The following is a 21,466-nucleotide window of genomic DNA, read 5'->3' as shown; positions in this document are numbered from 1 at the left end:
CTGACATCCGGATCGGTGAAGGTGCCTGCCGGTACGGTGAAGCTCAGGCTGCCATCTTGTACCACGCTTTGTGCCGGGATTGGCGTTGCCACCACAGGGGGATTGCCAACGACCACCGTCAACGTTGAGGTCGCGCTGCGGCTGGCATCGTCATTGGCGGTAACCGAAATGGTACGTGCACCGCCGCTAGGCGTTGTCGCCACATTGACATAGACGATAGCGCGTAGTGCGGTCTGGAAGGCTTCTGACGTAGCGCCGCCTGTGAGAGTCAGGGTTTGGCTGCCATCCCCTGACACGTTGATGCCCGCAGCATGGGCAGCCAGTAATGCCTGTTGCGATAACGTCAAGTATTCGCTAGCGCCATCAGTACTGCCAGCGAGCGCGAGCGTCAGAGTCCACAGACGAGTATCGCCATCGGTTTGCGACAGCGTCGCCAGCATATCGGTTATGGGGACGCCCGTGCTCAGACCGCTTGAGACGGTGGCGCTATAGTCACTGCCCGCTCCTGCACCGTTCAGGTCCACTTGTGGACTCACACCCGAAGCAAACTGTGATTCGTAAGCACCGATATCGACAGCCCCTTGTCGCACACGATCCAGACCCCGCGCATCACCATTGCCGGTAACATAGAAACGATCACCCTGATTAATGGCATTGCTGGCTGTAGCAGCCAGCCGAGGATCTGACGATGACACCAGATCCACACTACTGCCGATCAGGTTATTACCGCCATTTAGGGTATAGGAACCGTTACTGGTGGTGTCGTTATGGATGACCATATCGACAGTATTGCCCGATATAATCGAGTTGCGCACACTGGTAACCCAGCTAGAGGCATGGTTGGTGAAGTGAAACTGAATCCCGGCATCCTGACCGGTGATGGTGGTGTTCATTAAGGTGACATGCGTGTTGGGCGCGTTGGTGCTGCCGCTTGCCGCCAGATAGAGACCCGCCACGCCAATCGACCCATTGGCCGCATTGGCGCCAATATTGTTGTAGATGGATGAATTGGTGATCGACAGCGAGAGTGTTTGTTGGGCTGACACGAACAGCTTGATCACGCCTTCTTCATTCATGCCGCCCGACTGGGTATTATCATGGATATTGACCTGATCGAGATCGAAGATGTAGGCACCTTGTTGAATATTGCTCAGGTCAATCATGCCATTGCCCCACCCGCCATCGTCGGTGTTCCCCGTAATATCAACGTTGTACAACCTGAAGTTGATATCTAATGCGCTAGCATTGATCCCCAGCACACCACCTGAGAACTGGTTGGTGCTGGTGGTGAAATTCGTCAATGTCAGGTTCTGGATGGCGAGCGTCATTGACGAGGTGTTGATTTGGAAGCCGGAATAACCGCCACCGTTCAGGGTAAAGCTTTGCCCGTCGATCAGCATGGAACTGGTCGGTACCAGCAGGCCTTCAGCCAGCGTCACGTTGGTCTGCAATACGATACGGTCAATGCCGGGGGTGATGTTGGCCCAATACATCGCCTCGCGCAGACTGAGCCCGCCGCCATCATTGATATCATCTTGCAGTGTATTGCCATTGCCAAAGGACGCATCGTCGCCGGTATCGTCTCCAGAGGTAACATACAGCGCGCTGTTGCTCGCTAACACATTGACTGAAGAGGTAAGGTTCAGCGACGTGGTGGTGTTGTTGGTCCCGCTATCTCTGACGGCGGTTAAGGACACATCCCGTGTTGCCGCCGTAACGCTGCTGTTGCTATTGCCGTAGCGTAAGCCATCCACCAGACCGGCAAATTGCGTGTTGCTGGCGGTCATCCCGCTCAACTGTAGCGTCACCGTATTGCCGACACGCGTTACCGTATAACTGCCGATGCCGGTCAGTGTGCCGCTGCCATTGCTCGCTAGGCTGATGGTGTTGCCCGCCACGCTGATAAATTCACCGCTGTCGTTGACGTTGGACACGGTCAGAGTCAGTGCGTTAAAGGTCTGCCCGCTGTCCCGCGTGTCTGCGCTGACGCCGCTGAACAGATCGACAGCACCCGCCATTCCGCCAATAAATATCGGATTGCTGCCCGTGGCGGACAAGGTTGGTGCGGTGCTGCTTGCGGCGGTCGTGACATCAAGCTTGACGACGCTGACGGTGGCATTACCGGCGCTGTCTCTGGCGACCACATACACATCATAGGCAGTGGCTGCGGCTAAACCCGTCAGGGTCAGGGATTGACTGTAGGGCGCGCTGCCGGCTAACTGACTGCCGAAAGTGAGTGCCAGGCTACCTGAGGCGTTCTGCCCGTTAATGACCTGAGTGACGCTCGGTGCACTGGCGCCGTCGGGGAGCACCACATAATAGATGGTGCCCCGTTCGTTGAGGTCAGTATTAAGGGTAAAACCGCTGGTTGTCGGTGCAGTGATTGTGGGTGTCGCGTCAAACGTAGGTGCGATATCGTCGGCCACCGTTAAGGTGATGACCTTCTCATAGGTGGCTTGCCCGTCGGAGACCTGGAGACGCACGGAATAGGTTCCGGGTGCCATGGTAGCGGCATTAACCGCTCTCAGCGTGCTGCCGCTGAGGATAAAGAGTGCATTATCAGTACTGCCAGCGCCACTCACCAGACTGTAGGTAAACGTGGTGGAGTCTACGTCGGTTGCCGACAGCGTCCCAACGATGCCGTTGCTGCCCAGAGACTGGCCGAATGTCGTGTTGGAAAGCGCCAGATCCGGTGGTGCATCGTTGACGGCAACCACGGTGACGGTGCTGGCGATATTGCCGGGGCTGTAGCTGTTGTTGCTAGCACCAGAATCGGTGACCTGAGTCAGGGTCACGACCCGTGCGGTGGTATGGGGATTTTCACTGCTGTTGCCGTAGGTCATGCCAGATAGCAAGGTGCCCATATCGGCATTGCTCAATGTCGCTCCGCTTAGGCTGACGACTGCCGTGCCAGCGCTGAGGGAGACACTGGCCGAACCGTAACCACTGCCAAGTGTGACGCTATTGCCATTGATCAAGGACACCTTGACACCGTTGATGTTTAAATATTCTGTGCTGTCCGCGACATTGGAGATGGTCAATGTCGCGCCAGTAAAGGTTTGTCCACTGTCGTTGGTATTCGCGATTACGTTGGTAAATAAGCCGACGTCGGCACCGTTTTCGGTGTAGGTAGGATTGGTCGCTGAGCCAGCTATGCTGGGAACGTTATCGGTGGGAGCGGCGAGAGATGCAGTGACGATATTATCCCATGTAACAGTACCGTTACCGATTGTTGCTGTTGTTAATCTCACCTCGTCAATATCTTGAAACGCATTAGAGAGCGTCGCCGTCTGGAATGCTACCGTGAGGGTGATGGTTTGCGTTGCCCCCGCCACCGCGCTACCGTCTTTATACCCCGTGATGGTGAACGTTGATACGTAATTGCCTAGCCCTCTAAGATCAATACTCGATAGTTTGAATTCGCTGCCATCCGTCGATTTAAGTGCAAAATAGTTAAGATTTCCCCCAGGAGTAACAATCGTATTCAGGACCTGGTTACCGCTTATCGCAACAGTTTGAATGGTTACATTGCCAGTACTGTTAGCAACGTAGGTAAAACCGTTGTTTTGATCGTTATACGTTTGGAGACCCGGTTGGGTTTTGACAAATTCTTCCGTGCCTGAAAATTGCGAGAACGTGTTAGTACCATGCGTTGGGGAAGCCAACAAACTATTGTATTCTTGCGCGATGGTTCCCAGTGCTGCGCCGGTTGTCTCTATATTGCCAACCGTTGTTTCCAGTTGCCAGTTGCCACCTTTGGATGCTGCGCCCGTCAAATCATCTGAGGCTGCAATATCTGCCTGAGTGAGCTGTGATAGTAAAGAGACAAAACTTTTTCCTGTGTCCTGTGCAATATCACAGCCATAAAGCAGCAGATCGCCATCCTGTGTTAGCGCGGTGCCGAGTTTAGCCAGGTCGGCCGAACGTGCTTCCGCCGTAGCGCTATCCAGCGTCAGATTACCAAGGCGAACTTGTCCTTCGTTGCCATGGCTCAATATATGGATCGCATCGTAACCCGTATGAGTTTCAGCCCATACCGCCATCTGCGTCAGGCCGTCTTTGCTACTATCCAATAAAAATACATCAACCCCAGCGGGGACACTGTTGACCAGTGTTTGGTAATCCGTCAGCGCTGTGTCAATAAATACCGCTTCTTTACGTATTGTTTCGCCTGCAACAGCCTGTACAACGACGTCAGTCGTGATGTCATGCGTGGCACTATTCTGATCGGATGATGTGTTGTTCTCCGATGTGGCCTCAGCAGAATGATTTGCGGTCTGTGCAGGATTAGGATTAGAAGAAGCCGTGGCGTCACTCGAGTTACTGGTTTCGGCCTGAGTGGCCGTTGCGGCTATTGCGCCGTCAAATAAGACGCGGGATTCAAGGGCAAAACCAAGAGGAGCGGAATAAGTCTGCTCAATATGGTCAGTTGGATGGTCATTTTTCTTACTGAATAATTGGCGCCACAGCATAAGACATACTCCAGAGTGGTGTTAGTACGTATAATTTTTCTACAGCTAATATCGGGAAGTCATCACTAAATACGGACTATCGGTACGCTTGCCATCGTGACTACCAACAGACCACTCCTATGTCCATCATTAGATTACATATTGCGCTTTTAATTTCAAAATCTTACAGATGTCGCGCTCCCCTAAAAATGAGGGAAGCGCGTAGTTATATTAGTTTGGGTTTACAGGATAAACGCCCATAGTAGCGATGCACGCAGTGAGACCTACACTGGGGTTACGAACACTAAAAGGTGTACCGCCAATATTAGGGGAAATGGTTATACCCGTTAGGTTGCTCACACTAAACGGGGCTGAAAATGGTTTCAACGTTGTTGTAGGTGTGGCATTACTGTAAATTTTAGCTGGTGAGTCAACCCCACCAACGGCACTTAAATCAAACGAAGGAGACGTTATCGCCAGTGATGTCGTGTTGTCTGGTACGTTGGCTGTTGCCGCACCATTTACCACAGGAATAGCGATAGATGCGGTACCGCTCACGCTTCCAGAAGAGGCAACAGTGGCCGGATGGATGTGTGGGGCAACGTTGCTCGTCGTCAATGAGACATTCTCTGCCCCAAATACTTGTCCACGAGTGACATTCGCTAATCCTGTTCCTTGTCCAGCCCCTACCGGTACGCGCCCACGCATGTCGGGGAGCATAAAGTTCCCCTGCTGTGGAGAACCTCCCCAGATATTTCCGATCAAGGCATAAAGCGCCTGATATTGATTGATAGTCACTGTTTGCCCATTTGCAGGCAGATAGCCCTCTGGGCAATAGCTGGTGACCATATAACAAATAGAGCCAATGTAAGGCTCAATACTGCATGCAGATGCGGTAGCTGGTTGCGATAGGCCTACAGCTAACACAGTTGCGATCGCAGATTTGGCAAACAGACGCTGAACGCATTTCATAAACATCTCTCCTTGGAATGGGGGATAATTCCACGCTGGGTGAAATATATCTGATGATTTTGATGCTTGGTCTTGTGATGCCTAACTTCACTTGCTAAGTAACATGTAATTTTATGTAAACAATAAAAACAAAATTACATATAAAAAGTGAAACTAGCAATAAGCTTTTACGTGGGCAGATAATAAAAAGATTTATTTTTTTAAATAATTGATTTTATTTGATATTTATTTGTCTTATCAAAGGGCGGATGTGCTGAAGTTGCTGCGATATGTGTATGTTGTCAGCGTAATAAAAAAACCAGAGAGAAATTTATTTGTTAATAAAATGTAGTGTATGTTCGACGCAATAGGTACGTGAAAACGTTAGGTAATCTTATTAACGGATGAAATAAAAAAAGGTGTAACGCTTTTCTACAGAGTCTGGAGTATTTCCTGCTCCAGATACCAGCTAAGACAGGCGTATATATCGAGGATAACCAGCCCGCTAAAAACCACTTTCTCTGATACCCAATGCCGCTACCCGACGCCACACCGTACCAAGAATAGATTCCTTTTCTCCTTCCAGAATAACGCTGCCCCGTAGAGGCTGTTGCAGCGGCAGAAATTGCTCTTCCTGTACCATAAAACGAACGCGGTACTGCGCCTGTACCGGTTGAGGATTGTGGTCGCGGTCGCGTCGCACGGCAATCGGGCCATGGCGATCGGACGCGAGCATTTCTTGTTGTAGGTAAGCGCTGCCCGTGGGGGCGATGTCATGAAGCGTGACGTCAAGGCGTGGGAAAGCGGGATCGTCGGCAAGGAAGATGCCCTGCATGGTCTCTTGAGTACGCATGAGTGATTCTTCAGGTATATAGCCAACCACCCGTCCCTGCGTGGGTTCCACCACGCGTAATAATGGTGTATCCGCCGTTAGCCAGCGCCCAGTTGTCATATCACGTGCCAGATCGCGTACCACACCCGCTTGCGGTGCCCGAATCGTTAAGCGTTGACGCTGTGCTGCCAACCCACGATAGCGTGCCAGCGCCTCAGCTAACTGCCAATCCATGACCTGAATTTCACTCGCCGTTTCCTGTCGTGCCGCTCCACGCTGTCGCTGCTGTTGTAACTGGGCGATACGCTGACGCTCAATATCAAGACGATAATCCAGATCGACCGACGTCAGCTCTAGCAGGATGTCTCCGATATCCACCCGCTGACCATCTGTAACGTGTAGCTGGTTAACCCGTGCCGGTACCGGACTGTAGAGGGTACTGACCTTCTCGGCTTCCAATACGGCAGGAATGTGGATGTTGCCACTCCATGGATAGAGCAAGATAAACAAGAGGGCTAAGCACAGCAGGGCGCTGCGCAAAAAAGCGATGGGGTGTATTGATTTTCGCATGGACCACCAGGCATAGGCTTCTTTGGCTATCGGTAGCGCGATAAACCAGACGATTTCAACCAGCATTAAACCAATGCCGATCACCTTGATAAAAAAGTGGTAAACCACCAGCGCGATGCCAAAGAACAGGAAAAAGCGCCATATCCAGGAGGCATAGCCCCACACCAGCAGTTTGCGCTGCAAGGATGGGGAAAGGTTTTCCGGCGCAGGGTGACCATGGCCGAACAGACTTTCCCGCAACCGCCAGCGGCAGAGCGCATAGGCACGTTCTTGCAGATTTTCTACGCGCCAGAAATCGCTAAGTAAAAAGTAGCCATCGAAGCGCATCAAAGGATTAAGGTTTACAACCAATGTGGTCAGCCACGTCGCGCTGGAAAGCATAAAGGCGGCTGTTCGTGCCGGGCCATCTGGCAGTAATGTCCAGGCCAATAGCGCAATAACCGCCAACATCAGTTCTGCCAGAATGCCGCCTGCGCCGATCAGCAAACGTGCCTGACGATCCTTCAGTTTCCAGGCGTCGGTAGCGTCAGTGTAAAACAAGGGAAATAACACGATAAAGGCAACGCCCATGCTTTGCACACGGCAGCCCGCCCGTTTGGCCATGAAGGCATGGCCTAGCTCATGGATAAATTTGGCGAACACCAGAGAGACACCGAACACGGCCATACCGGACAGGCTAAAGAGGTGTGGAAATGAATGGGTGTAACGTACCCAGTCTCGACTGACTAAAAATAAACCCAGCAGCAGGATTAATGGAAAGATCCAGACCAGAAAGGGCGCACCATAGCGCTGTAGCCACGGCCAACAGCGGTTGAGTACCGGATCGGGTCGCCACAGAGGAATACGGAAAAACAGATACTGATGCAGCACGCTTTTCCACAAGCTGGTGCGCATCGCCTGAGCTTTGCCCAGATAGCGCCGACGTTGTTCTGGATCGCTTGCCGCGACCAAATCGTGCTGGCGTAGGAACTGTAGCAGTTGCTCCAACTCTTTCACTCGCAGCGGCAGGCCGGGTTCCTTGTTGGCGGCGTCCAGTATTTGCTGCGGCTGGCGCAGTGGCCAATGACGCAGCAGGCGGATAGCCGAGGGAGTCAGGGTAAAATAACGCCCGGTTATCGGATCGGACAGCACCCACTGCGGGGCTCCGTTGATGCCCGGAGCCGATTCTACCAATTGAAGATCGGTGCGCAGGGGAGGCAGGTGCGGATTCATAACCCAATCGCCTGACGGATCACTGCCAGCGGTCGACGGAACAAATAAACGGCAAGGGGAACATAGTCGCCGGAAATTTTTGCCGTGCCGCGCAGGCCGATACGTGGCGGTGTGTCAGTGAAGCGTGCATCCAGACGGTAGGCAAGATTGCCGGCTGGTGTCTGTTCCGACTCATAGGCGATACGTTCTAACAAGGCCGCGTGCGGCGTGAGTGGATCGCTGTCCAGAAACAGTGTGATGGGTGCCTCTTGCTGCAACTGGATGGCGTCGCCTACGTCCAACTCAATGCGTAATGCGGTAAGAGCGGGGTCTGCCAACTCCATCAAACGTTCGCCGGTGCGTACTGGTTTACCCATCCAGCGCGTAGCGTCGGCAAATACCGCAATGCCATCCCGTTCGGCGCGGATTTCTGTGCGACTCAGCAGGGCATTGGCGTAATCACGTTCTGCTCGTTTTTGTGCTACCTGGGCTGCGAGAAAGTCGAGCCGAGCCTTGGAGTCCGCATCCTGAAATGCGCGTTGAGAACTGGCGCGGTGCTCTGCTTCGGCGACATTCAATGCACGTTCGGCTACATCTGCCTGGGCTTTCAGGGTTGTGCTGTCAAAGCGAACCAACACGTCTCCTTGGCGCACACTCTGGTTTGGTAACACGGTAAAGGATTGAATCACGCCGTCCAGTGGGGCGGCGACGACACGTCCTTGATGGGGAATAACCTCGGCGGGGGCCAATACGGATTGACGTACCGGAATAAACAGACAAGCGAGCAGCAGCAGTGCAGGTACGACGATTTTCCACCGGGCCTGTCGACGACGCCAACGGGCAGTTTGCGGTTCGAGAGCCAGCCAGGCATGGCTAAAAGCGCCGCTGAGTTGCTCCGCCAATATCTGATCGGCAGGCTGCCAGATCTGTTCTCTGGCATACCAGATTCCACCAAACGTGCGCCCTTGGCGATCTTTCAGCGGTGACCATAGTACCTCGGGTGCAGATAGCGTTTGCCAGTCGTTGCGGTTTTGCTGATCCAGTGAGGTTGCCGCCACCACCGCGCACTGTTCATGCTGTTGGTTACTCTGCAACTGCGTGCAGGCGCGTTCCACAAAGGCGACAAAGGGTGCATGGGGCGCGGGTTGAGTGACGCCGGTTACGGCTCGCACCTTACCGTTAATCACGAGGGCGGCATGGCGAAAACCAAATAGCGGCTGGCTGTCGTTGACGATGCAGTAGGCCAGCTCTTCGGTGCTGTTGGCTGCTCGTGCTTGCCGCTCAACGTCAAGAAAGCGGGCAAATGCGGCGGTACTGGCAGAGGTTGGCGTGATGCTCACCGCGCCTCCGAAAACTGTGCCGTGCCGCTCATTCCGGCCATCAAGGTCTCGTCCGTGTGGGCCAGCGTACCGGTCAGGCCAAGGGTTTGACTGCTTTCATCAATGCGTGCGCCAAGCCGTGTGACCTTGGCTTGTAACGGCTTTCCGGTTTCATCAGGGGTGAAGGTAAAGGTTAATCCCGGTTTTAGTACCGACAAAAGCCGTGATGGCACGAGTAGGTTAATCTCCAGATGGCGATTATTGACGATATCCAAAACGGGTGCGCCAACCGCGACGCTTTCGTACGTTTGGGCTCGACGTTTTACCACTTGCCCATCGAACGGAGCCAGAAGACGACAGCGATTGACCTGGATTTGATAGACCTGGCTTTCTGCCTGAGCTTGTGCAAAATGCGCTGCGGATAAGGACACCGCGTGTTTTCCCACTGATTTCATCTGTGCCAGTTGCTGATTTTGGCTCAGCTCCGCTTCTGCGGCTCGCGTAGCGGCTGAGGCTGCGGCTAATTGAGCCTGATAAATTGAACAGTCAAACCGCACTAATAGATCGCCTTTTTTGAAGGATTCCCCTTCTCTAAACGGTATTTCGATAATGCGCCCAGCCAGATCGCTGGATAGCGTGGCTTGATCGACAGCGATCAGAATCCCACGTGCCTGATTGTCGGCGTGGGTAGGGGATTGATTATCATGAGAAGGCATTGCCAACAGTGGGTCGCTAGTTTGGGCATGGGCGTTAAACGTCAATAGGCAAAATGCCAGTGACGTAAAAGCGCGACGAAGTGCTGAGTTATTGAAACTATCCACACTGACCTGCCTTAATTTTGTTGAAATGCGTGCCAAGCCCGAAAGAGTCATGACCCTCTGAATTTTCACTTATTAGCGGTGCTAATTTTGGAGGATATCATGGTACAAAATGGACCAAGCTGACAAGATCAACAGAGAGCCGTCGAACAATTCCTTTTTGTGTCGCTGAACGTGGCATCGATAGCGAAGAGAGGCGTGTTTGGGGAGCGTGTTACACCGCTATCAGTGAAACTGAAATCGGATTGTCATCAGTCCATGATAATCTAACCATGTCCTCGTTTTTCCATTCTATACTCGTCATACTTCAAGTTGCATGTGCGTTGGCCGCATTACTCTGCACACTGGCGTGTACCTCGCCCCGTTGGGGCCGCTGCAAGCAGCGTTCAAACCTGCCTCTGGCAGGTTTGTCAGTCACCCGAATCACTTACTTGAGTAAGCTCATCGGGATGAAATGAGAGACATCCTGTCTCTCACCGGAGGCCAGCCGTTGGCTGGTCAAATTCGTTCCCGACGAATTTGTCCTTCTCTTGCCGCCTTCCTGAAACTCGAATTATTTGGAGTATAATCATTTACCTGAAAATAATAGTAGGTTTAACGGTGAATATTCATATCAACAGGTTTTTCTTTCTACCTCCCCATGATGTAGACGATATGTACTGAATTAAAAAACCAAAAAAAACCATATTTTTAGTTTTTTAACACGAATAAAAATGTGTACTGTAATTAACGTTCTGTTTTTAATATTTTCTTCTCGTTTAAATTGATTCTATTTCAATAAGGTAGGCGAAATAAAAAAATAAACGAAAAATTTCCAACCCTATTGCAGTGATTTTTGCAATGAATAGAATTGCTCCGTTGGTATATTTAATTTAAATAAATATAACGTTGCGTGGTCTTTGGATTGTTGCACTTGGTTTACTAGGGAAAGTTTACCCCAACTCTATGGTACATAGGAGATAACCATGTCTGTCATTTTACCTCATCATGCCCCAGCGGATTCTTATATGGGATGTACGCCTGGCTCACGGCGTAGTGCGCTCCGTGAATTATTGCAGCAGCAAAAAGGTATTAGAGTGATGGAGGCTCACAGTCCGCTTTCTGCTTTATTAATCGAACAAGCTGCTTATGAAGATGGCGATACGCATTATCAATTTGATGCATTTTGGTCCAGTTCACTCACGGATTCCACTTTGCGCGGAAAGCCTGATACGGAGTTAGTGGATATCAGCCATCGTTTTCATGCGATTACGGAAATATTTGATGTTACCACTCGCCCATTAATTTTTGACGGTGATACTGGTGGGCAAACGGAACACTTAGCCCATCGTATTCGCGCTGCCGAAAACCTGGGTATTTCAGCCATGATTATTGAAGATAAAACTGGCCTGAAAAAGAACTCTTTATTTGGCAATGAGGTAAAGCAAACGCAGGCTTCCATAACGGATTTCTGCGAAAAAATCACGACGGTCAAAAAGGCACAACTGACGCCCGAGTTTATGCTGATCGCGCGTATTGAGAGCCTTATTCTGGACGTTGGTATGGAAGATGCGATAAACCGCGCCTTGCACTATGCTGATGTGGGTGCCGATGGCATTATGATCCACAGTAGGCATAAAACCCCCGCTGAGATTTTAGCTTTCGCTAAGCAGTTTCGTGAACATTACCCGCATTTGCCTTTGGTTTGTGTCCCGACCAGTTTTAATGATATTACTTTCGATCAACTGATTGATGGCGGATTTAATATCGTTATTTACGCAAACCATATGTTACGCGCGGCGTATCCCGCGATGAAATCAATTTTGCCAGAAATTCTCAAACATGGCCGAACGCTGGAAGTTGAGGATAAATGTATGTCGATAAAAGATATTCTCGATCTTATACCGGGTACACGATAACGAAATAGAGTGGGGCGTCAGTATAATTATTTTTTATCACGCTATTAATTGGCGCTGTAGGCGTATTATTATTATTTAACGCCATCGCGTAGCCCCAAGTTATTCGCGCAATATAATGATAAAACTAAAACGTCATCATTGTTGCTAATTACAACATGATGCGAAGGGGAGGTTTATTATGATTGACCCTAATAAGCTTATCGAATTTCTGGTTCAACGTGGCGTACATTTTTTCAGTGGCGTTCCTGATTCATTATTAAAAGCATTTTGTCTGGCGATCGGAAGCCATAACATTGGGCTTGCGCACCGTATCGCGAGTAATGAAGGTTGTGCGATGGGGATGGCGATTGGACATTATCTGTCGACGCGAACGTTGCCCGTGGTCTATATGCAAAATTCGGGGTTAGGCAATGCGATTAACCCACTTTGCTCCCTGGCTACGCCGGATGTGTATGGTATTCCGCTGTTACTGATTATCGGCTGGCGGGGCGAAGTCGACGATAGTGGGGAGCAACTTCACGATGAGCCACAGCATGTTATGCAGGGGCGAGTCACATTGCCTCAACTTAATGTGCTGGATATTCCGCATATCGTGCTGGATAGCCATAACACGCCTCCGTGGGATGATATTCAGGCTTTGCTCCAGCACGCGCATGAGGAACACAGTCCTGTGGCGCTGGTGGTGAGAAAAAACACCTTTTCCTCGGTAGCCACTCCTGCCAGCCCACCTGCCGAGTCAGCGTTGATGCGGCGTGAAGCCATTGTCGCCGCATGCTTGAATGTGCTGCCATCCACTCTCCCCATCGTCAGTACCACGGGCATGTTGTCGCGTGAGCTTTATGAATTGCGCGAACAACGGGGAGAAGGGCATCAGCGAGATTTTCTGACGGTCGGAGGAATGGGGCTTGCCAGCCAGATCGCACTGGGTTTGTGCGATGCGCAGCCGCGGAGAAAAGTCGTTTGTCTGGATGGGGATGGGGCGCTGTTGATGCACATGGGAGGGCTGACGAACACGGCTCAGGCTAGCAACCTGATACACATCGTCATCAACAATGGCGCGCATGATTCCGTGGGGGGGCAGCCCACGGCTGCATCCCGCTTACCGTTAGCCCCTATCGCGGCTGCCAGTGGCTACGGCGCGACGTACTACGCGGAGACAGAAGACGCTTTACAGGCTGCGCTGCAACAGGCACTGCGGGCACAAAGCAGTCAATTCATTGAAGTGCAATGCCGCGTGGGCCATCGCAGCGATCTGGGTCGACCAGCGACGTCTCCCGCGCAAAACCGTGATGCGTTTATGCAATTTCTTACTACATCACCTCAGTCCTCTTGATGACCTCAGCGACAAGGATTGCCGATATGACTCATTCTGTTTCTTTAGTTGGCGTTGGTGTATTAGGAAAAGCTATCTCGCTCAGACTATTACAGCGTCATTTTTCGCTCAGCGTGTTCAACCGGACTCGCAGCAAAACGAACGAGGTTGCCGCTGAAGGCGCGCACGCCGTCCCTGAACTGCACCAGTTGTTCACGCAGGAAAAACAAATTGTGCTGATCTGCCTGAAGGATGCAGGAGCGATACGTGAGGTTTTTCAGTCGGAGGAAGTCACACAGAAACTGGCTCGCTATCGTCCTCTGTTACTCAATATCAGCACAATAGGGCCGGAAGAGAGCCGCTGGATGGAAACCTTTTTTCACCAGCACGGTGCGCATTATGTGGAGTGCCCCGTCTCGGGCGGGCCAGAAGGTGCGCGACAGGGCAAACTTGCCGCCTGGGTGGGGCCTTGTGTGGATAGCTTTGCCAGCGTGGTTAATGATGTCATTACCAGCCTGTCAGATCGCTATGTGCTGATGGCGAACAACCACAGTGCGCAGACCATGAAGGTGATTAATAACTATTGTGAAGCGGTACATCTACTGGTGGCGGCAGAAGCGCTATTGGTGGCGGAAGGTCACGGCATTGCCTCCGATGTGCTGGCAAAGGCGCTAACGTTGGGACGCGGGCGTTCGACTTACATGGAGGTGATGCTGGATCGCTATCTGAACCCGCGTGAAACCGTGTCTGTCCCGTTATCCATCCGCCTGAAAGATCTCGACCTCGCCAACACGCTTTTCCAGCGCTCTGCGATCCACAGTGAATTCTTTGATACGGCGCGCCAGCTCTATCAAAACACGGCCGATCTCTCTGCCGTTCCTCAGGATCAAACCGCCTGCTTTTCGTATCTCTCACGTACCTCGCCGACGGGGAGGGACTAAATGCCTGAGTTAACACAGCGACAACGCTGGATGTCTATCCTCGCTCACTCCGACCCTGCCGAGCTGGAAGAACACTGGAACACGCTGCACTTTTCCGCGGACTACCAGCTCTTACGTCCTACGCAGATTGGTTTGATCCAGCTACAGGGAAGAATGGAAGTTGATGGTCCGCGTTTTATTGTGGGTGACATGACAGTGACCCGTGCTGCGGTGCAACTGGAGGATGGGACGTGCGGTTACAGCTATATCGCAGGCAGAAATAAGCCGCATGCCGAGCTCTGCGCCTGGATCGATGCACTGCTGCAAACCCGATCCTATTTCCATGAGATATGGGAGCGAATCATCACACCGTTGGCAGACCAACAGCGTGCTCACCGGGAACAGCAACAGCAGGAAGTGGCTGCCAGCCGGGTGAATTTCTTTACTTTGGTCAGGGGAGAATGATTTGTCATGACAACGATGACGGGCTTCGCCCACCCTGTATTTGGCACACAGCTCTGCTTTCGAAAAATCGTGAAGGCAATGAGTGAGCCGGGTGCTCTGGTTACGGTTCCCAATGTTTCCGGTCTGGAATCGATGTCGTCTGCAACGGCAGCCACGCTGCTTACGCTGACCAGCCACACGACACCGTTGTTTATCGATCCCAAGATCGGTAATCCACTGCTGCTGCGTACGCTTTGCCTGCATACGAATGTGCCGTTCGCCACGACATTCGAAGAGGCCTATTTCGTGCTGTTGAGTGGAAACCGCTTTTCTTATGACCTGATGGCGCTCTCCTGCGGCAGCGAAGTTGAACCGGAGAAATCGACCACCGTTATTGTCGAGGTGGAAGGCATGCATGACGGGCCGTGTTTAAAGCTGACCGGGCCGGGTATCAAGACCCACCGCATTATTTCTCCCCGTTTGCCCGGTAGTGTCAGGGACTATCTGTGTAACCGCCCTCATACCTTCCCGACAGGGTTGGATTTTCTCTTTACCTCTGGGAAAAAGCTCTTTGCAATCCCCAGAAGTACCCACGTGGAGGAATGCTAATGTACGTTGCCGTCAAAGGGGGGGAAAAGGCTATTGAGGCCGCCCACCAGCTACAATCCTGTCGCCGCCGCGGATGTACGGATATACCAGAGCTAGACTGCTCACAAATAGAACAGCAACTTAATTTAGCCGTCGACCGCGTTATGACCGAAGGTAATATTTATGACCGCCAACTCGCTGCGCTGGCCATCAAACAGGCCAGTGGCGATCTGGTGGAAAGTATTTTTCTTTTACGAGCCTACCGTTCCACGCTGCCACGCTGGGGAATCAGTCAGCCGCTTAACACGCCCAACATGCGGCTTGAACGTCGTGTTTCGGCCATTTTCAAAGATTTACCCGGTGGGCAACTACTTGGCCCGACCTACGACTATACCCATCGTCTGCTGGATTTTTCTCTGTTGGCCGACGGTGACGACCCTATCGCACCGCAGTCAGGCGATTCTGATGAAGATGAAGAAACGCGTGAGTCTATTCCCCATGCGTTTCAATTCCTTTCTCAACAACACCTCATTCCTGAGCGGAATATCAGCAACGATAGCGATCCGCCAGATATCACAATGGAACCACCGAGTTATCCCGGCACGCGTGCGGCGCGTCTCCAGCAGTTGTTCCGTGGCGATGAGGGGTTCCTTCTATCGCTGGGGTATTCAACCCAGCGCGGCTATGGCCGTAATCATCCGTTTGTTGGTGAGATCCGCACGGGGTATATCACCGTCAGTCTTGTTGCTGAAGAGGTGGGATTTGCTATCGATATTGGCGAGATTCTGCTCACCGAATGCGAAACCGTGAACGGGTTTGTTAAACCTGCTAACGACGCGCCCCATTTCACCCGTGGTTACGGGCTGGCATTTGGCCGCTCGGAACGTAAGGCTATCACGGTGGCATTAGCCGATCGCGCACTTCAGGCCGTTGACTATCAAGAAGAGGTGCGCGGCCCGGCTCAGGATGAGGAGTTTGTCCTCTCCCATGCTGACAATGTGGAGGCTGCTGGCTTTGTCTCACACCTGAAACTCCCGCATTACGTCGATTTTCAGTCAGAGCTGGAGCTATTAAAACGACTACGTGAGGAATACCTCGCTTCTGTGCCAAGGAGTAAAGCGTGATGGGCCAGACAACGATCTCTCGCCAGAAAGGCAATCAGCCAGAAACGGAATACGGCTATTCAGAAACAGAATACAACTACGCCTATCTGGATGAAAACACGAAGGGCATGATACGGCGCGCTATTCTGAAAGCGATCGCCATACCCGGCCATCAGGTGCCGTTTGGTAGCCGGGAAATGCCGATGCCCTATGGCTGGGGTACTGGCGGCATTCAAATTACTGCCAGTATTATTGGGCCGGACGATACGCTCAAAGTGATCGATCAGGGTTCCGATGATACGACCAATGCGGTATCGATCCGCGCTTTTTTCCGTAAGGTCGCGAATGTGCCAACCACGGAAAAAACCAGCGACGCGACGCTGATCCAAACGCGGCACCGCATTCCTGAAACGCCGCTTAAAGAGGATCAGATCCTGATCTTTCAGGTACCGATCCCTGAGCCGCTGCGCTTTATTGAGCCGCGTGAAACCGAGACGAGAAAAATGCATGCGTTGGAAGAATATGGCGTTATGCAGGTGAAGCTCTATGAAGATATTGCACGGTTTGGGCACATCGCCACGACCTACGCCTACCCGGTGAAAGTCAACCATCGCTATGTTATGGACCCTTCGCCGATCCCGAAATTTGATAACCCGAAGATGAACATGAGCCCTGCGCTGCAACTGTTTGGTGCCGGCCGTGAAAAGCGGATCTATGCCGTTCCGCCGTATACCGTGGTGGAAAGCCTCGATTTTGACGATCACCCGTTCAGAATACAGCAGTGGGACAAGCCCTGTGAACTGTGTGGCGCGCGCGACAGTTTCCTGGATGAAGTGGTAATGGATGATGACGGTACACGCATGTTTGTCTGCTCCGACACTGACTATTGTCAGCAGCGTCAAAGCCAGAGAGGAGAAACGTCATGACGACAGAGCATCATGTATCCGACAGCCCGTTGCTCGATGTACGGCATCTCACGCACCTGTATGCGCCGGAAAAAGGCTTTCGCGATGTGTCGTTTCAGCTGTGGCCGGGGGAGGTGTTAGGGATTGTCGGTGAATCCGGCTCGGGGAAGACGACGCTGCTGAATGCGATCTCTGCCCGTCTGGCACCGCAGGAAGGCGAGGTGATCTACCGCAACGCCGAGCAACAGAGGCTCTCGGTCTATGACATTAGCGAGCGGCAACGGCGTGCGCTGGTGCGTACCGAGTGGGGAATCGTCTGGCAGCACCCGTTGGCAGGGCTGCGCCCCACCGTTTCTGCGGGCGGCAATATTGGCGAACGACTTATGGCTATCGGTCATCGACACTACGGTGATATTCGCAGTAAGGCGGCACAGTGGATGGCAAACGTCGAACTGCCCGAAAACCGTCTGGACGATCTGCCGACCACCTTTTCTGGTGGGATGCAGCAGCGCCTTCAGATTGCCCGCAATCTGGTCACCGCACCGCGGTTGATATTTATGGATGAACCGACGGGTGGGTTAGATGTATCGGTGCAAGCACGGTTGCTCGATCTGCTCAGGACGCTGGTGGTGGAGATGCAGCTTTCAGTCGTCATCGTGACGCACGATCTTGGGGTTGCCCGGCTACTGTCACACCGCCTTCTGGTGATGCAGCACGGTCGGGTTGTCGAACAGGGATTAACGGACAGGGTGCTCGACGATCCGAAGCATCCTTATACCCAATTGCTCGTTTCTTCCATTCTGTAAATCCAGCCAAAAGGACGCTTGATGGATACGCAATTACGCATCGAGAACGTTGATAAAACGTTCGTGTTATATAACCAGCAGGGCGCGCGGCTGCCAGTTTTCCACGATATTAGTCTGTCGGTGAAGAGCGGTGAATGCGTGGCGCTGCACGGGCATTCCGGGAGCGGGAAATCCACGCTGCTGCGCTCTCTGTACGGCAACTATCAGCCTGACGGTGGCCATATCTGGGTACGTCATCGCGAGCGCTGGGTCGATATCGTCAACGCGGATGCCCGCCATGTGCTGGAAATCCGCCGCGAAACGTTGGGCTGGGTAAGCCAATTCCTGCGTGTCATCCCACGTATTAGCACATTGAATGTGGTCATCCAGCCTTTGCTCGAACGCGGTATGTCACGTCAGGAAAGCGAGATTCGCGCTGGTGAATTACTGACGCATCTGAACGTCCCTGAGCGGCTGTGGTCGCTCGCGCCCGCCACCTTTTCCGGCGGTGAACAGCAGCGCATCAATATTGCCCGTGGGTTTATTGGTGATTACCCGATTTTGCTGTTAGACGAACCAACGGCCTCGCTGGATGCTAAAAATCGACTGGCTGTCACACAGCTCATTAACAATGCGAAAGACAAAGGGTGTGCCATCGTCGGCATCTTTCATGATGACGAAGTGCGCCAACACGTCGCCGATCGCCTTTATTCAATGGCAATGGCTTCCCGCATGCAGGAGAACATAAATGATCATTAATAATGTCAATATGGTGCTCTCACGGGAAATCATTCATGGCTCACTGGAAGTGCGCAACGGTGTGATCCATCACATCAGCGATAGACCGAGCCGCCATCCCGGTGCGCTGGATGGTGAACAGGCCTGGCTCCTGCCGGGGTTGGTCGAGCTACATACGGATAATCTCGATAAGTGTTTCACCCCGCGCCCCGGTGTTAACTGGCCGTCTGAAGCGGCGATGCGCAACCACGATGCGTTGATTATCTCTAGTGGGATCACCACCGTGCTGGATGCCGTTGCAGTAGGGGACGTACGTGATGGCGGGCATCGGCTTGAGAACCTGCGGCGCATGACGGATGCGGTACTGCATAGTCAGCAACACGGCACCAATCGGGCGGATCATCATTTGCACCTGCGCTGCGAGCTGCCGCATCAGGATACGTTCCCCCTCTTTGAACAACTGGCGGATATTCCGCTGGTCGCGCTCGTATCATTGATGGATCACTCTCCGGGGCAGCGGCAATTTTCCTCTCAGGAGAAATATCATCAGTACTACAAAGGCAAGTATCACCTGAATGATGAACAAATGGCCGCGTTTGAGGAGGATCAACTGGTCGGTTCACGCCGTTGGTCGCAGCCTAACCGCGAGGCTATCGTGCGCCTTTGCCACGAAAAAGGTATCACGTTGGCCAGCCATGACGATGCGACGTCGGAGCATATAACCGAATCCCACCAGCATCGTGTGAGCATTGCCGAATTTCCCACTACCGCGATCGCGGCGCAGCAGGCACATCGCGTTGGAATGGACGTACTGATGGGAGCGCCAAATGTTATCTGCGGCGGCTCGCATTCCGGCAATGTGTCGGCACACCAGTTGGCGACGCTGGGCGTACTTCACATCTTGTCTTCAGACTACTATCCGGCCAGTCTGCTGGAGGCGGCGTTCATGATCGCAGAGGATGAGCGTAATGATTACGATCTGTCGCGTGCTATCGCACTGGTTAGCAGCAATCCCGCTCAGGTACTGAAATTTGACGATCGCGGCTGTATTGAAGAAGGACGGCGAGCTGACCTGCTGCTCGTCAAACGGCATGTGCCGCACATGAAGTTGATGCGCGTGTGGCGTCAGGGTGTTCGGGTATTCTGATCATGACAAAACTCATCTACCTGATTGGTGCTTCTGGAGCAGGCAAAGACAGCCTGCTCCGGGCGATCCGACAATTACCGCTGCCACGTCTGCTGGTCGCGCATCGGTACATTACCCGTCCCGCAGAAATTCAAGGAGAGAACCACATTGCGTTGACTCCTGAAGAGTTTGCGATCCGTCAGCAGCTTGGTATTTTCGCGCTCAATTGGCAGGCGCATCAGTGCCATTACGGCATCGGGATAGAGATTGATGACTGGCTACGGCGAGGAAGTGACGTCATCGTCAACGGCTCGCGAGCTTATCTGGCTCAGGCGCGTGAACGCTATGGCAATACGCTGTTTCCGATATGTTTGACCGTCTCTGAATCGGCACTGCGTCAGCGGCTACGCGCCAGAGGGCGGGAAAGCGAACAGCAGATTGCCACTCGCTTACAGCGTGCCGGGGAAGAGCAAAGCCGCTTACAAAATGACTGCGTTTTATTGAATAACGACGGCGATCTGCAACATACCTTATCTGTCTTTCAGTCGCTGCTGCCGTTCGACAGGGCTTGCGCGGTGCACCGCGAATAATAACGACATGTCAGGTATACCGTATATCAGGAGAAAGTTGATGGCTGCGGGCAATGACGGGATCGCTTTTCACTTTCTGGGAACCGGCGGCGCGCAGCAGGTTCCCGCATTTGGTTGCGAATGCGAGATCTGTCAGCAGGCGCAGCGAGATAAAAGAAAACGGCGTCGCGCCTGCTGCGCGGCGATCACAACCAAAGACCGGATTATCCTGATTGATGCGGGATTGCCCGAGCTAGCGCCGTATCTACTCCCTTATTCGCATCGGTATATTTTGCTGACCCACTACCACATGGATCACGTTCAGGGATTATTTCCCCTGCGTTGGGGTTACGGCGATCCCATTCCGGTTTTTGGCCCCCCAGATGAAGCGGGCTGCGACGACCTCTTCAAACACCCAGGGATTCTGCATTTTCAAAAACCGCTGATGGCTTTCCAGTCCTTCGAACTGGACGGTATCAGGATCACGCCGGTGCCCTTAATCCATTCCAAATTAACCTATGGCTACCTCATTCAGACACCGACGCACACGCTGGCCTACCTGACCGACACCGTCGGTCTACCGCCCGAAACGGCTCAGTTTCTTGCATCACACACGCTGGATTATGCCGTTGTCGATTGCAGCCATCCTCCCCAAGCGACACCTCCACGCAACCACAATGACATCACTCGTGCGCTGGAGATTTTTACTCAGCTTAACCCCAAACAGCTATACCTGACCCACATCGGCCACGAACTGGATCACTGGCTACAAACGCAAACGCTGCTGCCTGAGAATGTTCATGTTGCCTATGACGACGGGGAGTTGGGATTGTAGGAGGAGGCATTACTCTACACTTTTCTGACAGAGGCTATCTTCGAACAAGAAAATGAGGTCGCGTAATGATCGAATAAAATCCCTCAGCAGTAGTAACTACCTGAATTTCAT

General features: G+C 52.6%; 17 protein-coding genes. 12 read left to right on the top strand and 5 right to left on the bottom strand.

Annotated elements, in window-relative coordinates; all coding sequences use genetic code 11:
- From A6301_RS22390 to A6301_RS22370, 5 genes are all read right to left on the bottom strand, one after another.
- On the bottom strand, nt 1-4,472 hold a 4,472-nt coding region (locus tag A6301_RS22390), incomplete at its 3' end, for a DUF4347 domain-containing protein (protein ID WP_234258799.1).
- A 210-nt stretch (nt 4,473-4,682) separates the two neighbouring features.
- Nucleotides 4,683-5,423 (bottom strand): phage tail protein, encoded by a 741-nt coding sequence (locus A6301_RS22385; RefSeq protein WP_234258798.1) that lies wholly within the window; start codon nt 5,421-5,423, stop codon nt 4,683-4,685.
- 484 nt (nt 5,424-5,907) lie between these two features.
- A complete protein-coding gene (locus A6301_RS22380) occupies nt 5,908-8,016 on the bottom strand; it encodes an HlyD family efflux transporter periplasmic adaptor subunit (RefSeq protein ID WP_234258797.1) in 2,109 nt (702 codons plus the stop codon).
- Entirely contained in the window at nt 8,013-9,335 is a 1,323-nt protein-coding gene (locus tag A6301_RS22375) for an efflux RND transporter periplasmic adaptor subunit (RefSeq protein ID WP_107170187.1), read from the bottom strand. Before A6301_RS22375 ends, A6301_RS22380 begins: the two co-directional genes overlap by 4 nt.
- Complete coding sequence (locus A6301_RS22370; RefSeq protein ID WP_205540930.1) at nt 9,332-10,135, bottom strand: efflux RND transporter periplasmic adaptor subunit; 804 nt, start codon at nt 10,133-10,135, stop codon at nt 9,332-9,334. The genes A6301_RS22375 and A6301_RS22370 overlap by 4 nt, the downstream gene beginning before the upstream one ends.
- A 962-nt stretch (nt 10,136-11,097) precedes the next feature.
- Between A6301_RS22370 and aepX the strand changes: the two genes are divergently transcribed.
- The 12 genes from aepX to phnP all read left to right on the top strand — a co-directional run bounded on the left by aepX (nt 11,098) and on the right by phnP (nt 21,355).
- Complete coding sequence (aepX, locus tag A6301_RS22365; protein WP_234258796.1) at nt 11,098-12,030, top strand: phosphoenolpyruvate mutase; 933 nt, start codon at nt 11,098-11,100, stop codon at nt 12,028-12,030.
- A gap of 178 nt (nt 12,031-12,208) precedes the next feature.
- The gene (gene aepY, locus A6301_RS22360) at nt 12,209-13,363 is read left to right on the top strand and encodes a phosphonopyruvate decarboxylase (RefSeq protein ID WP_234258795.1); all 1,155 of its coding nucleotides are present in this window, start codon (nt 12,209-12,211) and stop codon (nt 13,361-13,363) included.
- A 26-nt stretch (nt 13,364-13,389) separates the two neighbouring features.
- Nucleotides 13,390-14,283 carry an NAD(P)-dependent oxidoreductase gene (locus tag A6301_RS22355; protein WP_234258794.1) on the top strand — a complete coding sequence of 298 codons (894 nt, stop codon included), beginning with the start codon at nt 13,390-13,392 and terminating at the stop codon, nt 14,281-14,283.
- A complete protein-coding gene (gene phnG, locus A6301_RS22350) occupies nt 14,284-14,727 on the top strand; it encodes a phosphonate C-P lyase system protein PhnG (RefSeq protein WP_107170182.1) in 444 nt (147 codons plus the stop codon). It abuts the gene before it with no gap.
- 6 nt (nt 14,728-14,733) lie between these two features.
- A complete protein-coding gene (gene phnH, locus A6301_RS22345) occupies nt 14,734-15,315 on the top strand; it encodes a phosphonate C-P lyase system protein PhnH (RefSeq protein WP_234258793.1) in 582 nt (193 codons plus the stop codon).
- On the top strand, nt 15,315-16,418 hold the full coding sequence (locus A6301_RS22340) for a carbon-phosphorus lyase complex subunit PhnI (protein WP_234258792.1): 1,104 nt from the start codon (nt 15,315-15,317) through the stop codon (nt 16,416-16,418). Before phnH ends, A6301_RS22340 begins: the two co-directional genes overlap by 1 nt.
- 107 nt (nt 16,419-16,525) lie before the next feature.
- Nucleotides 16,526-17,323: an alpha-D-ribose 1-methylphosphonate 5-phosphate C-P-lyase PhnJ gene (locus A6301_RS22335; RefSeq protein WP_234258804.1), complete on the top strand. Its 798-nt coding sequence runs from the start codon at nt 16,526-16,528 to the stop codon at nt 17,321-17,323.
- On the top strand, nt 17,320-18,108 hold the full coding sequence (gene phnK / locus A6301_RS22330) for a phosphonate C-P lyase system protein PhnK (protein WP_234258791.1): 789 nt from the start codon (nt 17,320-17,322) through the stop codon (nt 18,106-18,108). The genes A6301_RS22335 and phnK overlap by 4 nt, the downstream gene beginning before the upstream one ends.
- 21 nt (nt 18,109-18,129) lie before the next feature.
- Nucleotides 18,130-18,846 (top strand): phosphonate C-P lyase system protein PhnL, encoded by a 717-nt coding sequence (gene phnL, locus A6301_RS22325; protein ID WP_234258790.1) that lies wholly within the window; start codon nt 18,130-18,132, stop codon nt 18,844-18,846.
- Nucleotides 18,836-19,972, top strand: coding sequence for an alpha-D-ribose 1-methylphosphonate 5-triphosphate diphosphatase (gene phnM, locus A6301_RS22320; RefSeq protein ID WP_234258789.1), 1,137 nt, complete (start codon nt 18,836-18,838; stop codon nt 19,970-19,972). Before phnL ends, phnM begins: the two co-directional genes overlap by 11 nt.
- Before the next feature lie 2 nt (nt 19,973-19,974).
- The gene (gene phnN / locus A6301_RS22315) at nt 19,975-20,541 is read left to right on the top strand and encodes a ribose 1,5-bisphosphokinase (RefSeq protein WP_234258788.1); all 567 of its coding nucleotides are present in this window, start codon (nt 19,975-19,977) and stop codon (nt 20,539-20,541) included.
- 61 nt (nt 20,542-20,602) lie between these two features.
- The gene (phnP, locus tag A6301_RS22310; RefSeq protein WP_370642270.1) at nt 20,603-21,355 is read left to right on the top strand and encodes a phosphonate metabolism protein PhnP; all 753 of its coding nucleotides are present in this window, start codon (nt 20,603-20,605) and stop codon (nt 21,353-21,355) included.
- Nucleotides 21,356-21,466: the final 111 nt, after the last annotated feature.

It is taken from the genome of Pectobacterium sp. IFB5596, assembly GCF_021432585.1.
GTDB classification, from domain to species: Bacteria; Pseudomonadota; Gammaproteobacteria; order Enterobacterales; family Enterobacteriaceae; genus Pectobacterium; species Pectobacterium punjabense.
The sequence above is the reverse complement of the archived record's forward strand: the minus strand, read 5'-3'. Positions and strand labels throughout refer to the sequence as shown.

Excerpts from the sequence above, each read along its gene's own strand:
- aepY (WP_234258795.1), top strand. The coding sequence starts at position 12,209 with ATGATTGACCCTAATAAGCTTATCGAATTTCTGGTTCAACGTGGCGTA.
- phnG (WP_107170182.1), top strand. The coding sequence starts at position 14,284 with ATGCCTGAGTTAACACAGCGACAACGCTGGATGTCTATCCTCGCTCAC.
- phnN (WP_234258788.1), top strand. The coding sequence starts at position 19,975 with ATGACAAAACTCATCTACCTGATTGGTGCTTCTGGAGCAGGCAAAGAC.
- aepX (WP_234258796.1), top strand. The coding sequence starts at position 11,098 with ATGTCTGTCATTTTACCTCATCATGCCCCAGCGGATTCTTATATGGGA.
- phnL (WP_234258790.1), top strand. The coding sequence starts at position 18,130 with ATGGATACGCAATTACGCATCGAGAACGTTGATAAAACGTTCGTGTTA.
- A6301_RS22340 (WP_234258792.1), top strand. The coding sequence starts at position 15,315 with ATGTACGTTGCCGTCAAAGGGGGGGAAAAGGCTATTGAGGCCGCCCAC.
- phnH (WP_234258793.1), top strand. The coding sequence starts at position 14,734 with ATGACAACGATGACGGGCTTCGCCCACCCTGTATTTGGCACACAGCTC.
- phnM (WP_234258789.1), top strand. The coding sequence starts at position 18,836 with ATGATCATTAATAATGTCAATATGGTGCTCTCACGGGAAATCATTCAT.
- phnK (WP_234258791.1), top strand. The coding sequence starts at position 17,320 with ATGACGACAGAGCATCATGTATCCGACAGCCCGTTGCTCGATGTACGG.
- A6301_RS22335 (WP_234258804.1), top strand. The coding sequence starts at position 16,526 with ATGATACGGCGCGCTATTCTGAAAGCGATCGCCATACCCGGCCATCAG.
- A6301_RS22380 (WP_234258797.1), bottom strand. The coding sequence starts at position 8,016 with ATGAATCCGCACCTGCCTCCCCTGCGCACCGATCTTCAATTGGTAGAA.
- A6301_RS22385 (WP_234258798.1), bottom strand. The coding sequence starts at position 5,423 with ATGAAATGCGTTCAGCGTCTGTTTGCCAAATCTGCGATCGCAACTGTG.
- A6301_RS22355 (WP_234258794.1), top strand. The coding sequence starts at position 13,390 with ATGACTCATTCTGTTTCTTTAGTTGGCGTTGGTGTATTAGGAAAAGCT.